The sequence below is a fragment of the Streptomyces sp. NPDC008150 genome, from assembly GCF_042956945.1.
In the GTDB taxonomy this organism is placed as follows: domain Bacteria; phylum Actinomycetota; class Actinomycetes; order Streptomycetales; family Streptomycetaceae; genus Streptomyces.
The window spans coordinates 278,143-292,361 of record NZ_JBIBHJ010000011.1; the positions used below are offsets into that span (position 1 = coordinate 278,143).

At 72.4% G+C, this 14,219-nt stretch carries 12 protein-coding genes; 10 read left to right on the forward strand and 2 right to left on the reverse strand.

From position 1 onward, the window contains the following. The first annotated feature begins 146 nt into the window (after window positions 1-146). From ACFZA0_RS26280 to ACFZA0_RS26300, 5 genes are all read left to right on the forward strand, one after another. Window positions 147-1,448, forward strand: coding sequence for a threonine/serine exporter family protein (locus ACFZA0_RS26280; RefSeq protein ID WP_391021316.1), 1,302 nt, complete (start codon window positions 147-149; stop codon window positions 1,446-1,448). 235 nt (window positions 1,449-1,683) lie between these two features. Further along, a complete protein-coding gene (locus ACFZA0_RS26285; RefSeq protein WP_391021318.1) occupies window positions 1,684-3,180 on the forward strand; it encodes an amino acid permease in 1,497 nt (498 codons plus the stop codon). Beyond that, window positions 3,177-3,614, forward strand: a complete 438-nt coding sequence (locus ACFZA0_RS26290) for a hypothetical protein (protein ID WP_391021320.1) — start codon at window positions 3,177-3,179, stop codon at window positions 3,612-3,614. The genes ACFZA0_RS26285 and ACFZA0_RS26290 overlap by 4 nt, the downstream gene beginning before the upstream one ends. Window positions 3,615-3,698: 84 nt before the next feature. After that, window positions 3,699-5,069 (forward strand): M20/M25/M40 family metallo-hydrolase, encoded by a 1,371-nt coding sequence (locus ACFZA0_RS26295; RefSeq protein ID WP_391021388.1) that lies wholly within the window; start codon window positions 3,699-3,701, stop codon window positions 5,067-5,069. Window positions 5,070-5,456: 387 nt separating this feature from the next. Then, a complete protein-coding gene (locus ACFZA0_RS26300; protein WP_391021322.1) occupies window positions 5,457-5,693 on the forward strand; it encodes a hypothetical protein in 237 nt (78 codons plus the stop codon). Window positions 5,694-5,729: 36 nt separating this feature from the next. Here the strand turns inward: ACFZA0_RS26300 and ACFZA0_RS26305 are convergent, their stop codons facing one another. Both ACFZA0_RS26305 and ACFZA0_RS26310 read right to left on the reverse strand, forming a co-directional pair. Further along, window positions 5,730-6,092: an antibiotic biosynthesis monooxygenase gene (locus tag ACFZA0_RS26305; RefSeq protein ID WP_391021324.1), complete on the reverse strand. Its 363-nt coding sequence runs from the start codon at window positions 6,090-6,092 to the stop codon at window positions 5,730-5,732. A gap of 290 nt (window positions 6,093-6,382) precedes the next feature. Beyond that, on the reverse strand, window positions 6,383-7,021 hold the full coding sequence (locus ACFZA0_RS26310; RefSeq protein ID WP_391021326.1) for a TetR family transcriptional regulator: 639 nt from the start codon (window positions 7,019-7,021) through the stop codon (window positions 6,383-6,385). Window positions 7,022-7,233: 212 nt separating this feature from the next. Here ACFZA0_RS26310 and ACFZA0_RS26315 point away from each other — a divergent pair, with 212 nt between their 5' ends. The 5 genes from ACFZA0_RS26315 to ACFZA0_RS26335 all read left to right on the forward strand — a co-directional run bounded on the left by ACFZA0_RS26315 (window position 7,234) and on the right by ACFZA0_RS26335 (window position 14,202). After that, complete coding sequence (locus tag ACFZA0_RS26315) at window positions 7,234-8,490, forward strand: CoA transferase (RefSeq protein WP_391021328.1); 1,257 nt, start codon at window positions 7,234-7,236, stop codon at window positions 8,488-8,490. Beyond that, window positions 8,490-9,515 carry an LLM class F420-dependent oxidoreductase gene (locus tag ACFZA0_RS26320; RefSeq protein ID WP_391021329.1) on the forward strand — a complete coding sequence of 342 codons (1,026 nt, stop codon included), beginning with the start codon at window positions 8,490-8,492 and terminating at the stop codon, window positions 9,513-9,515. Before ACFZA0_RS26315 ends, ACFZA0_RS26320 begins: the two co-directional genes overlap by 1 nt. Beyond that, window positions 9,512-10,654, forward strand: coding sequence for an acyl-CoA dehydrogenase family protein (locus ACFZA0_RS26325; protein WP_391021331.1), 1,143 nt, complete (start codon window positions 9,512-9,514; stop codon window positions 10,652-10,654). The genes ACFZA0_RS26320 and ACFZA0_RS26325 overlap by 4 nt, the downstream gene beginning before the upstream one ends. A gap of 57 nt (window positions 10,655-10,711) precedes the next feature. Beyond that, entirely contained in the window at window positions 10,712-11,926 is a 1,215-nt protein-coding gene (locus tag ACFZA0_RS26330) for an acetyl-CoA C-acetyltransferase (RefSeq protein ID WP_391021333.1), read from the forward strand. Between the two features lie 92 nt (window positions 11,927-12,018). Beyond that, on the forward strand, window positions 12,019-14,202 hold the full coding sequence (locus ACFZA0_RS26335; protein ID WP_391021335.1) for a 3-hydroxyacyl-CoA dehydrogenase NAD-binding domain-containing protein: 2,184 nt from the start codon (window positions 12,019-12,021) through the stop codon (window positions 14,200-14,202). Window positions 14,203-14,219: the final 17 nt, after the last annotated feature.

Sequence of the window (14,219 nt, forward strand, 5' to 3'; positions counted from 1 at the left end):
CAGGTACGGACGACGCGGGCGCGGGGGTCGCGGGCGGGCGAGTCGGCGGCCTCGTGCGCAGGCGGCCGGGAGGTGTTCCGGCGCCGGATCGCGTCCGGCGTGCGTGGCGGTACTCCTGTTCCGGGCGGTCGTTGCGAGGATGCACCGTGGGTGTGAACGAAGTGATGACGACGGCCGGGGACGCACGCGGTCCGGACGCAGAGGTGGTGGACCTTGTCGCCGGCCTCGTGCGGACCCTCCTTGCCTCCTCCGGCGAAGGGGCCCACCTGATCGAGCCGTGGGCGCGGAGAGTTGCCGAGGCGTACGGGCACCAGGTCTCGCTCGTGCTGGTTCCGGACGGGGCGGTCGTGGCCGTCGGTGCCGGTGCCGGTACGGACGGCGCGATGACGCTGACGGTGACGGAAACGGTGACGGTCGCCGTACGGGCGGTGCCGGAGGTGTTCCGCCTCGACCGGATGGTGGCTCTCAAGCCGTTGGTCGAGGAGATGTGCGCGGGCGGACTCCCGGCTGCCCGTGCCGGCCGGCGGCTGCGGCAGATCCTGCACGGACGCGCGCCCTACCCCTGGTGGGCGAAGACGGTCGGCATCGCTCTGTTCGCCCTGGGGTTCGCTCCGCTGATGCAGCCCACGTGGTACGAGATCGGTTCCACGGCCGTACTCGCCGCCCTCTCCGCCGTCCTGGCCGTTGCCGCGGACCGGCTGCCGCGCCTGGCCAAACTGCTCCCCCTGGTGGCCGCCACGCTCGTCTCCGTCGTGACGATGGAGGTCTTCGCGCGGGACGCCACGCACGGCGGGCCGGTCCTGCTGATGCTGCCGGCCCTGTTCTTCTTCGTGCCCGGCGACTATCTGAGCGCGGCTGCCGCCGAACTGGGCGCCGGGCTGATGACCACCGGGGCGATCCGTCTGGTGTACGCGGTGTTCCTGCTGGTCCAGTTGTACGTGGGAGTCCTGCTGGGCCTGGCGGTGACGGGTTCCTCGACGCGGCGGCTGTTCGACGTGGCGGCGGTGTCCGACCTGCCGCGGTGGGCGCTCTTCTGCGGCTGGGTGGTCTTCACGGTGGGGACCGTGCTTGCCTTCGCCGTCCCGGCGCGGCTGCTGCCGGCGCTGTTGCTGCTCGTGTATCTCACCGTGGGCGTGCAGTCCCTAGCGACGAAGGCCGCGGGCGAGACAGCGGGGACGTTCGTCGCCGCCGTGGTCCTCGCGGGGGTGGCCAATGTGCTGGCGCGGCGCCCCGCCGGCCCGCCGCGCCTGGTGCTGCTGCTGCCCGGTTTCTTCACCCTGACCGTCGGCTCGCTGGGTATGCGCGGGCTGACCACCCTGGCGGGCGGTCACGTCGTCGCCGGATTCACCGATCTGCTGAAACTCGTCACGATCGTCACCGCCATCGCCCTGGGGCTGATGACCGGCGCCACCCTGACCGCCCGCCGGGCCGACCTCGCCCGATCATGACCTCTTCCCGGACGATACGGCGCCGCGCGCATCCCGCCGGTCCCCCGACGCCTGCCGCTCCCCCGACGCCTGCCGCTCCCCCAACGCCTGCCGCGGACGACCGGCCCCGGTCGACGGAGGCTCTCACCCGTTCAGCCGTGCGAGCGTGCCGCCGCGCCACCCGCGCCCGAAGCTGACGGTGGATTGGCGTCGCCGGTCGTCGGCCGCGCCGATCCCCGAAAAGAGGGAGGGCGCTGTGAGTTCGATGGACCTGCCGGCCGACACTCCGCGACCGCGGAGCCGTACGGCGCGGGAGACGGCGAAGGCCCGGCCCGCCACTCCGCTGATCACCTGGGTCACGCTCGCGCTGATGACGACGTCGTCGGTGGCGAGCCTTCGCGCGGCACCGACCATGGCCGTCTACGGCCTGGCATGCGTCTTCCTCTACCTGGTCCCCGCGGTCGTCTTCCTGCTGCCGACCGCGCTGGTGTCCGCGGAACTCGCCTCGGGCTGGCCCGGGGGCGTGTACCGCTGGGTGAGCGAGGGCCTGTCCAAGCCGCTGGGATTCCTCGCTGTCTGGTGCCAGTTCGCGATGACGATCTTCTACTACCCGAGTCTGCTGGCCTTCGTCGCGAGCACGATCTCGTACGTCATCGACCCGGCGCTGGCCTCCAACGGCGTCTACACCGCGATCGTGATCATGGTGCTCTACTGGACCGGCGTCTGGGTCTCCTCGCGCGGGACCAAGGCCCTGGCCGGCCTGTCGTCCTGGGGGCTGATCATCGGCACGCTGGTACCCGGGGTGGTCCTGGTCGTGCTGGGCATGGTGTTCCTCGGACAGGGCAACGCCTCCGCCGCTCCCATGTCGGCCAGTCACCTGATGCCGGCATGGACGGGGCTCGCGAGCCTGGTGCTGATCGTCAACAACTTCCTGTCCTACTCGGGCATGGAGATGAACGCCGTCCACGTCTCCTCGCTGAAGAACCCGGCCAAGGAATACCCGAAGTCGATGTTCCTGGCCATGGGCCTGGTCCTCCTCATCTTCATCCTTCCGGCGCTCGCGATCAGCTGGGTCGTCCCCGCGGACCAGCTCAGCCTCACCGCGGGCGTCATGCAGGCGTTCGACGCGTTCTTCGGCCACTTCCACGTGGGCTGGCTCACCCCGATCGCCGCCGTGATGCTGGTCGCCGCGGCCCTCGGCGGAATGCTCACCTGGCTCGCCGGCCCCTCCAAGGGCCTCCTGGAGATCTCTCGCAGCGAGGGCTACCTGCCTCCCTACCTGCAGAAGCTCAACAAGAACGGCATCCAGCAGAACATCCTGGTGACCCAGGGCGTCGTCACCACCGTCATCGCCCTGATGTACGCGCTGATCCCGAACGTGTCCAACGTGTACTGGATCTTCTCCACCATCACCACGCAGGTGTACCTGATCGTGTACCTGCTGATGTTCGTCGCCGCGATGCGCCTGCGGAAACTGCAGCCGGACCACCCCCGCGGCTACCGGGTACCGGCCCTCCCCCTGCTGTGCACCGTCGGACTGCTGGCGTCCATGGCGGCCCTCGTCATCGGGTTCGTGCCGCCTTCGCAGTTCGGCAACGGCAGCGTCTGGGCCTACGTCGGCGTCATCGCCGGCGGCCTGATCATTCTCGGCCTCCTCGTCCCGTACGCCTTCCTCAAGCTGCGCAAGCCGTCCTGGCGCACCCAGAACGCAGACGCCCCCGCCGGGGCCGGTCAGGGAGGCGGTGCCGCATGAGCCCCACCCGCTTCGCGTCCGAACACCGGTGGCTGTACGCCGGCGCGCTCGCCCTGCTGGTCGCGCTGGCGGTCGTCGGGGTCGTCCGCTACGAGAACGTCACCACCGGCAACGAGGCCACGGAGAAGGCCGACCGGCTCGCCGACGCGGCCGTCGCCGCCGGCTACCCGCGCCCCGACACCGGGACGATCACCCGCGCCCTGGGCAACGACGGGGGCATCGTCTGCGACGACCCCGCCGGCGCGCTGAAGTCCGCCCTCTGGAAGATCAACGTCTCCAACGGAGCCGCGTTCGTCGGCCAGCGTCCCGTCATCGGCGACGGGCGGGCGCTGCGGGCCGAGGCCAAGATCCTCGACATCTACTGTCCGGACAAGCTCCACAAGGTCCAGGACAAGATCGACGACCTGAAGACCGACGCGACGGTGAGGCGCTAGACCGTGAACGACGAGAACAACGTGGACGACGAGAACGACGTGAACGACGTGAACGACGTGAACGACGTGAACGACGTGAACGACGTGAACGACCGCGACACCGGCGCCGGTCTCGCGGCCCGGGTGGCCGCCCTGATGCCCCGCGCGCGGACCGACCTGGCTGAACTCGTCGCCATCCCCTCGGTGGCCGATCCCCGCCAGTACCCGCCGGAGGACTGCCGGCGGGCCGCCCTGTGGGTCGCCTCAGCGTTCACCGACGCCGGCCTCTCCGACGTCCGGCTGGTCCGGACGCCGGACGGCAGCGACGCCGTCGTCGGCCACCGGCCGCCACCGCCCGGTGCCCCCACGGTCCTGCTCTACTGCCACTACGACGTTCAGCCCCCGCTGGACGACGACGCCTGGCGGACACCGCCGTTCACCCTCACCGAGCGCGACGGCCGGTGGTACGGGCGCGGCGCCGCCGACTGCAAGGGCAACATCGTCATGCACCTCACCGCCCTGCGGGCCCTCGGCGAGGACCTGCCGGTCGGCATCCGGTTCGTCGCCGAGGGCTCCGAGGAGCAGGGCACGGGCGGCCTGGAGAGCTACGTCGCCGCGCACCCCGAGGAGTTCGTGGCGGACGTCCTGCTGGTGTGCGACACCGGCAACGCGACCGTCGGGCAGGGCACCGCCACCACCACCCTGCGCGGCATGGTCAACGTCGTGGTCACCGCGCACACCCTCGACGGGGAGATCCACTCCGGCATGTTCGGCGGCGCGGCGCCGGACGCCCTCGCCGCACTGATCCAGGCGCTGTCCACGCTGCGCGACCCCGCGACGGGCGCCACCCGCGTCAACGGCCTGGACTGCGAGGGCACCTGGGACGGTGTCGGCTACGACGAGCAGCAGTTCCGCGCGGACGCCGGCGTCCTCGACGGCGTCCGCCTCACCGGCACCGGAAGCGTCGCGGACCGGCTCTGGGCCCGCCCAGCCGTCACCGTCCTCGGCATCGACTGCCCGCCGGTCGTCGGGTCGGCCGCCGCCGTACCCCCCACCGCACGGGCCCGCGTCAGCCTCCGCATCCCGCCCGGCACGGAACCGGACGCCGCGCTGGACGCCCTGACCCGTCATCTCACCGACGCGATCCCCTGGGGTACCCGGCTCACCGTCGAGCCGGAGAGCAGCGGTGCCCCCTTCCGCGCGGCGACCGACGGCCCGGCCTACCGCACCCTCGACACGGCGGTGCGCCACGTGTACGGCAAACCCCTGGCCTACCTCGGGCAGGGCGGCTCGATCCCGCTGTGCAACGTCCTCGCCGACACCTACCCGGACGCGGAGATCATCCTCATGGGGGTCGAGGAGCCCCGCTGCCTCATCCACGCGCCGAACGAGAGCGTCGACCCCACCGAGATGCAGCACATGGCCCACGTGGAGGCGGAGTTCCTCCGGACCTACGCCGCAGCGGCACGACACTGACGGCCGCCGCCCCGTCACCGGCGCGTGCGGGTCCCCGGCGCCCACGAACGCCGCCCCCAACGCGTCGGGAGACCGCGTGACGGGAGCCGACCACTCGTCGACGGCGCCGTCGGGTCGCCCCGCCCACCGGCCGGGTTCTTGCGGTGGCACGTGGCGGTGTCGTCACCCGGGCTCGCACCTTCGCCCCCGGCTGTCCCCTCCGTTCGGGGGCACACGGCAGGAGGGCGAACGAATCGCCGCATCGGCCGAGCGAATCGAGGGTCTCGTGCAACGGCACTGTCGCAGCGCGCAGTTGACACACAGGGGCGTTCCGGGGAGTCGCCCCGGCTCGCGCGGCCGGAGCCTCCCGCTGGCGCTCCGCGCGGACGTCGCCGCGGGAGCGGGGCGGTGAGCGACGGCGGCATGTCGCCCCTGCGGAACCGGTATCTCGCCGCCGGCTTCATCATCCTCATGTACCTCATGATCGGCGCCCTGGCGGCAGCCCTCCTGGTCGCGGGGCTCTCGGGCAGCGACATGTGGGGAGTCGTGGCGGCTGTCGCGGGCGGAGCCCTCGGGGCCGGCTTCGGCGTTTGGCGCATCCGGAGCACCCCCGAGGACGAGCGCGGCGACGGCAGCACCTGGTGACGCCGGGCGTCCGGCGGGAAGGGGCCGGGGGGTCGGCTACGTTCGCGTGAACCCCTGGCTGCGCTCCACCCTGGCCACGTGCAGCGTGTAGCTCTGGTACCACTCGGCCTGCCCGCGCCTCTGTGCGGCACGGTGCTCGGCGTTGGTTCTCCACTCGGTGAGGGCGTCCGCGTCGCGGAAGTATCCGACGGTGATGCCCAGGCCGCCGGGCGTCTGCGCGTGGTCCATCCCGAGGAACCCGGGGACGTCCCGCACCAGTTGCTCCATGCGCGCGCTGGTCTCGCCGTAGCCGCTCTGGTCCTGGCTCCGCACGGTGGTGAACACGGCGACGTAGTAAGGGGGTTCGAAGGCCTTCACGGGAGCGACGGGCGTGCCAGGTGCTTCCGGCTGATCACTCATGGCGCCACCGTAAGCCGGGACGCGTCCCCGGATCCAGCGCCGTTCGCGCACGGGACGCGGGACCTCCGGCGGACCCGGATCGGAGCCAAAACCGCTGTGCCGCGCGGTTGTTGAAGTTGCCGCCCGCATGACCGGCCGCCGCGCGGACCGGCCGTACGCGCCGTCAAGGACTTCCGGCCGCGCCGAGGCGCCTCGGCGGTCGGCGCGGCGCGGCGCGGATGAGACGACCGCCCGACCGACCGCCCGAGCCGGCCCCCGGAACGGGTGCCGACGACACGACGGCCGCAGCCTCAAGCCCCCGCCGACGGGCCGGTCCGTCCCACCGTGCCCAGGCCGAGAAGAACATGCCGGCGGGCCACCTCCTCCGCGGAGAGGGGGCCGTCCGCGCGGTACCAGTTCGCCACTCCCTGGCACATGATGAGGATCGCTCGTACCGCGTCCGCCGGGATCGGGGTCGTGAACACGCCCTGTTCCACGCCCCGTTGGACGGTGTCCAGCAGCATGTGCTCCAGGTAGTCGCGCAGTGCGACGTAGCGGGCGCGGTTGTCCGGTTCGAGGCTGCGGATCTCCGTGTCCAGGAAGGCCAGCCCCTTGCGGTGGGCCATGTACAGCACGATCGACTCGACCATCGCGCTGAAGCGCCGCAGCGGATCGTCCCCGGCCTCCTCGGCCGCCGCCCGGCACCGGTCGAGGACGTCCTTCATCGACGTCTCCAGCAAAGTGGCGAGCAGCGCCTGCTTGTTGGCGTAGTGGTAGTAGAGCGTCGGCACGGTGACGCCCACCCGGCCGGCTATGTCACGTACCGAAGTGCCGTGGTAGCCGTGCTCGTTGAAGGCCTCCATCGCGTGGAGCAGGATCGGGTCCAGTTCGAGTCGCTCGTACGCGCGCCAGTGCCCGGCGGCGGTCTCCTCGCCGTTGTGCGTCTTCATCCGGGCTCCTTGAGGTCCGTCGCCGCACCCGGGTCGAGGTGTCTAGCGATCGCTCGGCAAATTACCCGATGACGCCGATCGCCCACAAGTAACCAGTGTCCGCACGGGCGTTGACCCTCTCGTCGCGCGCCTCTACCTTCTTAGCGAGCGCTAGGTAGGTTCCCGTCCGGAGTCGTCCGGACGGCAATCTCCCCGTCCCGGGAAGGGGATCGATGAGCCCGACCGATGAACCCGCGCACCACTCCTCGCCACCGTCCGCCGCGCCGGCAGCCCTCACGAAGCGGCCCCCGGCGGGCCGGGCCGTCGGGCAGCAGGCCGGGCCGCTGGTCGGGACACGGGTGGTGGAACTCGCGGGGATCGGTCCCGCGCCGTTCGCCGCCATGCTGCTCGGCGACCTCGGCGCCGACGTCGTACGCGTCGACCGGCCCGCCGCGCCCGAGTTGAGCATCGAACCGCGCTTCGACCTCGCCAACCGCAACAAGCGGTCCGTGGTCGTCGACCTCAAGGCGCCGGGCGGACCGGCCGCCGTCCTGGGCCTGGCCGCCCGCGCGGACATCGTGATCGAGGGGTACCGGCCCGGGGTCGCCGAACGTCTGGGCGTCGGGCCGGACCACTGCCGTGCGGTGAACCCGGCGCTCGTGTACGGGCGGATGACCGGCTGGGGGCAGGACGGGCCGCTCGCCGGCACGGCGGGCCACGACATCGGCTACATCGCCGCCGCCGGACTCCTCGGCATGATCGGCGCCCCCGACGGACCCCCGGTCGTCCCCGCCAACCTGCTGGGCGACTACGCGGGCGGCTCGCTCTACCTCGTGGTCGGCGTCCTCGCCGCGTTGCTGAAGGCACGGGTCGCGGGCGCCGGCCAAGTCGTCGACGCGGCGATCGTGGACGGCGCCGCCCACTTGACCTCCGTGGTCCGGGGCATGCTCGCGGCCGGGACCTGGCGCGACGGACGGGGCAGCAACCTCCTTGACGGCGCCTGCCCGTACTACGGCGTCTACGAGACCGGGGACGGCGGCTGGATGGCGGTCGGCGCGCTGGAGCCCAAGTTCTACGACACCTTCGTCACGCTGCTCGGGCTCACCCCGGCGGAGCTGCCCGACCGCACGGCGGAACGCAACTGGCCGGTGCTGCGCAGCCTGTTCGCGCGGCGCTTCAAGACCGCGGGGCGCGACGAGTGGGCCGCCGTCTTCGAGGGGACCGACGCCTGCGTGGCCCCCGTGCTCTCCTTGTCCGAGGCCGCACGCCACCCGCACCTCGCGCACCGCGGCACCTACACCGAGGCACACGGCATCACGCAGCCCGCACCGGCCCCGCGCTTCTCGGCCACCCCCGGCGCCCTGCGCCGACCGCCCGCGCGGCCCGGCGCGCACAACGCCGAGGTGGCCCGCGACTGGCAGGTGGACGCCCTGCGTCAGCCGACTGCCCCGGCCGAACCCGGCTCCGGTGCCCGGGAGGGAGACCGCTGATGGACCTCTCCACCACGCTCCAGTACGACACCGACCCGCGCGCCGCCGCCGACCGGGCCGCCGACCTGGAGCGCGCCGGGCTCGACGCGGTGTGGGTGGCCGAGGCGTACGGCTTCGACTCCCCCACGATCATGGGTTACTTGGCCGCCCGCACCGAGCGGATGCGGATCGGTTCGGCCGTGCTCAACGTCTACTCCCGCACCCCCGCGCTCATCGCGCAGACGGCGGCCGGTCTCGACGCCCTCACCGGCGGCCGTGCGGTCCTCGGCATCGGCGCCTCCGGGCCGCAGGTCGTGGAGGGCTGGCACGGCCGCCGCTACGACAGACCGCTCGGCCGCACGCGCGAGACGATCACCGTCGCACGCCGGGTCTGGCGGCGCGAGGTCGTCGAGCACCACGGCATCACCGACATGCCGCTGCCGCCGGAGAAGGGCGGCACCCTCGGCAAACCGCTGAAGCTCCTCACCCGCCCGGTGCGCGACTCCATCCCCGTCTACGTGGCCGCGCTCGGCCCGGCCAACGTCCGGATGACCGCCGAACTCGCCGACGGATGGCTGCCGTTCCTGTACGTGCCGGAACACGCGGGCAAGGTGTGGGGCGCCCCGCTCGCCGAGGGAGCCGCCCTGCGCGACCCCGCCCTCGGGCCACTGGGGATCGTCGCCGGCGGACCGCTCGCGATCGGCGAGGGTGCCGAGGCCGTACGCGACCGGATGCGCCCCCTGATCGCGCTGTACGTGGGCGGCATGGGCGCCCCCGGCCGGAACTTCTACCACGACCTGGTGTGCTCGTACGGCTACGAGGCCGAGGCGCACGCCGTCCAGGAGCACTACCTCGCGGGACGCAAGCGGGAGGCGGCGGCGGCCGTCCCCGCCGAACTGTGCGAACTCACCTGTCTCGCGGGGCCCGAGGGATACGTGCGCGAACGCGTCGAGGCCTTCAGGGAGTCGGGCGTGACCACGCTCAACGTCACGCCCGTCGGCCCCGATCCGGCCCGGCTCGTCGCGCGGATCAAGGAGTGGCTGTGAGCAGGGATCACTACACGCCGGAGCACGAGGCGTTCCGCGACACCGTGCGGACCTTCCTCGCCAAGGAGGTGCTGCCGCACCACGCGCGCTGGGAACAGGACGGCGTGGTGAGCAGGGACGTGTGGCGGGCCGCGGGGCGTCAGGGGCTGCTCGGTCTCGCGGTGCCCGAGGAGTTCGGCGGCGGAGGCGACGGCGACTTCCGTTACAGCGCCGTCCTGATCGAGGAGTTCGCCCGCGCCGGAGCCTCGGGGCTCGCGATCAGCCTCCACAACGACATCGTCGGTCCCTACCTCACCTCCCTCGGCACCGAGGAGCAGAAGCGCCGGTGGCTGCCCGGCCACACCTCCGGCGAGATCATCACCGCCGTCGCCATGACCGAGCCCGGCGCCGGCTCCGACCTCCAGGGCATCCGCACCACGGCCACCGACCAGGGCGACCACTACCTGCTCAACGGTTCGAAGACCTTCATCTCCAACGGCATCCTGGCCGACCTGGTCGTCGTGGTCGCCCGGACAACTCCCGCGGGAGGCAGTACGGGACAGAGCCTGCTGGTCGTGGAGCGCGGCATGCCCGGCTTCGAACGCGGGCGCAACCTCGACAAGATCGGCCAGAAGGCCCAGGACACCGCCGAGTTGTTCTTCCACGACGTCCGTGTGCCGAAGGAGAACCTGCTGGGCGAGGAGAACGGTGCCTTCCCCGCCCTCATGTCCCATCTCGCGCAGGAACGCCTCGCCATCGCGGTCGGCGCGGCGGCCGCCGCGGAACACGTCCTGGACCTGACGTTCGCGCACGTCAGGGAACGTGAGGCGTTCGGACGTCCGCTCGCCCGGCTTCAGCACGTCCGGTTCGAGGCGGCCGAGATGGCGACCGAGTGCGCCGTGACCCGCGAGTTCGTCGACCGCTGCGTCGCGGAGCACTGCGAGGGGCGGCTCGACCCGGTCCGTGCCGCGATGGCCAAGTGGTGGGCGACCGAACTCCAGAAGCGCGTTGCCGACCGCTGCCTCCAACTCCACGGCGGATACGGCTACATGACCGAGTACCCGGTGGCCCGCGCCTTCCTGGACGGCCGTGTCCAGACGATCTACGGCGGCACCACCGAGATCATGAAGGAGATCATCGGCCGCTCCCTGCTGGGCTGAGCACCGATGCCCGCCTCCTCGACCGTCACCGCCCGACCCGCCGACAGGAAGGTTCCCGTGAGCACCGAGGCGTACGTGTACGAGGCGATCCGCACCCCGCGCGGTCGCGGCAGGGCCAACGGCGCCCTGCACGGCATCAAGCCCGTCGACCTCGTCGTCGGGCTGCTGAACGAGGTCCGGCACCGCATGCCGGGCCTCGACCCGGCCGGCGTCGACGACGTGGTCCTCGGCGTCGTCAGCCCCGTCGGCGACCAGGGCAGCGACATCGCCCGCACCGCCGCGATGGCGGCCGGTCTCCCCCACACGGTCGCCGGCGTGCAGGCGAACCGCTTCTGTGCCTCCGGCCTCGAAGCGGTCAACATGGCTGCGGCGAAGGTGCGTTCGGGCTGGGAGGATCTGGTCCTTGCCGGTGGCGTGGAATCCATGTCGCGGGTGCCGATGGGCAGCGACGGCGGAGCCTGGTCGATGGACCCGGCGACCAACTACGACACCGGCTTCGTCCCGCAGGGCGTCGGCGCCGACCTCATCGCCACCCTGGAAGGGTTCGGCCGCGCGGACGTGGACGCCTACGCCGCCCAGTCGCAGGCGAGGGCCACCGAGGCGTGGAAGGAGGGGCGGTTCGACAGGTCCGTGGTCCCCGTGCTCGACCGCAGCGGACTGACGGTCCTGGACCGGGACGAACACCTGCGGCCCGGCACCACCGTCGACTCGCTGGCCGCACTGAAGCCGTCGTTCGCCGGGCCGGGGCTCCGGGGCGGCTTCGACGCCGTCGCCCTGCAGAAGTACCACTGGGTCGAGCGGATCGACCACGTGCATCACGCGGGCAACTCGTCCGGCATCGTGGACGGAGCCGCGCTCGTCCTCGTCGGATCCGCGGCCGCGGGCGAACGGTACGGGCTGCGGCCGCGGGCCCGGATCGTGTCCGCCGCCGTCTCGGGAGCCGACCCGACGATCATGCTCACCGGGCCCGCACCGGCCTCCCGCAAGGCCCTCGACAAGGCCGGACTGCGCGCCTCCGACATGGATCTGGTGGAGATCAACGAGGCCTTCGCGGCCGTCGTCCTGCGCTTCGTACGCGACCTCGACCTCGATCCGTCCCTCGTCAACGTCAACGGCGGCGCCATCGCCATGGGCCACCCGCTCGGGGCCACCGGCGCCATGATCCTGGGCACGCTCGTGGACGAGCTGGAACGCCGCGGCAAGCGGTACGGACTCGCCACGCTCTGCGTCGGCGGCGGCATGGGCATCGCCACCGTCGTCGAACGCCTCTGATCCCCGAACGCCCCTTCCCCCTCCGGCGCTGCGGCGCCGGACCCCGCCGTACGGCCCCCGTCCGCCCGCGCGACGAGAGAGGCAGCCAGCCCGTGGACAGCTCCGCCGAAACCCGCACCATCCGCTGGGACGACGACGAGGACCACGTCGTCACCCTCGTCCTGGACGACCCCGGTCAGTCCGCCAACACCATGAACGCCGCGTTCATCGACTCCCTGGACGCAGCCGTCGAACACCTCGAAGCGCGCCGGGACACCCTCCGCGGCGTCGTCGTCGCCTCGGCCAAGAAGACCTTCTTCGCCGGCGGCGACCTGCGCGACCTGATCGCCGTCACCCCGTCCACAGCCGACCGGGCCTTCGAGGCCGGGATGCGCGTCAAGCGTGCCCTGCGCCGCCTGGAGACGCTGGGCGTGCCGGTGGTCGCCGCCATCAACGGGGCGGCGCTCGGCGGCGGTTACGAGATCGCGCTGGCCTGCCACCACCGGGTGGTGCTCGACCGGCCGGACGCCCGGGTCGGTCTGCCGGAGGTGACCTTCGGCCTGCTGCCCGGGGGTGGCGGGGTGACCCGCACGGTCAGGATGTTCGGCGTCACCGTCGCGCTGCGCGACGTCCTTCTGGAGGGGCGCCAGTACGGGCCCGCCGAGGCGCTGGCGGCCGGCCTGGTGGACGAGATCGCCGCCGACGAGCACCAACTCATCGCACGGGCGCGGGCGTTCATCGACCGGCATCCCGCGACCGCGCAGCCCTGGGACACCGTGGGGTACCGGATCCCCGGCGGCACCCCCGCGGATCCGGACCTCGCCGCGCTCCTGCCCGCGTTGCCCGCGCAGCTCCGCGCGCGTCTGGGCGGCGCCCCGTATCCGGCTCCGCGCGCGATCCTGGCGGCCGCCGTCGAGGGCGCCCAGGTCGACATCGACACCGCGTTCGTGGTCGAGGCGCGCCATCTCACCCAGCTGCTCTGCGGCCAGACCGTCAAGAACATGATCCAGGGCACCTTCTTCGACCGCAGGGCCGTCGAGTCGGGAGCCGGACGGCCGCGCGCGGTGCCGTCCCGCAGCGTGCGCCGCGTCGCCGTCCTCGGCGCGGGCATGATGGGCGCCGGCATCGCCCACTCTTGCGCGCGGGCGGGCATCGAGGTGATCTTGAAGGACGTGAACGCCGAGGCCGCCGCCCGCGGCAGGGACCACTCGGCCCGTCTGCTGGACGACGCCGTGCGCAGGGGCCGTTCGACCGAGAGCGAGCGTGACGCCCTGCTCGCCCGGATCACGCCGACCGCCGACCCCGAGGACCTGACGGGCTGTGACGCCGTCATCGAGGCGGTCCACGAGGATCCCGTGCTGAAGGCGGACGTGTTCCGCGAGGCCGAGAAACGGGTCACCGCCGACGCACTGCTCTGCTCCAACACTTCGACCCTGCCGATCGGCACCCTCGCCGAGGCCGTGCAGCGCCCGGACGACTTCGTCGGCCTGCACTTCTTCTCCCCGGTGGACAGGATGCGGCTGGTCGAGATCGTCCGGGGACCGCGGACCGGCGAGGAGACCCTGGCGCGTGCCTTCGACCTGGTCCGGCAGATCGGCAAGACCCCGATCGTGGTCAACGACAGCCGGGGCTTCTTCACCTCGCGCGTCATCGGCCGCTTCCTCGACGAAGGGGTCGCCATGGTCGGCGAGGGGCACGACCCGGCCAGCGTCGAGCAGGCCGCCGCGCAGGCCGGCTATCCGGCCAGGGTGCTCGCCCTGATGGACGAGCTCACCCTCACCCTGCCCCGCCGGATCCGCGAGGAGAACCGTGCCGCCGTCGAGACGGCGGGCGGCACCTGGCACCCGCACCCGGCGGACGCGGTCGTGGACCGCATGATCGACGAGTTCGGACGGACCGGCCGCAGCGGCGGCGCCGGTTTCTACGACTACACCGACGGTCGCCGTGACGGTCTGTGGCCGGGGCTGCGCGAGCACTTCACCGATCCCGCGCTCAACGGTGCCGGTCTGACCGACCTCAAGGAGCGGATGCTCTTCGTCGAGGCCCTGGACGCGGTGCGCTGTCTGGAGGAGGGCGTCCTCGTCTCGGTCGCGGACGCCAACGTCGGATCGCTGCTGGGCATCGGCTTCCCCGCCTGGACCGGAGGCGTCCTCAACTACGTCAACGGCTACCCCGGCGGCCTTCCGGGTTTCCTCGCCCGCTCCAGGGAGCTGCGCGACCGCCACGGAGAGCGCTTCGCCGCGCCCGAACTGCTCGTCCACAAGGCCACGCACGGTGAGGTCTTCGCGGACCGCTGACCGCGACCGCGCGGACC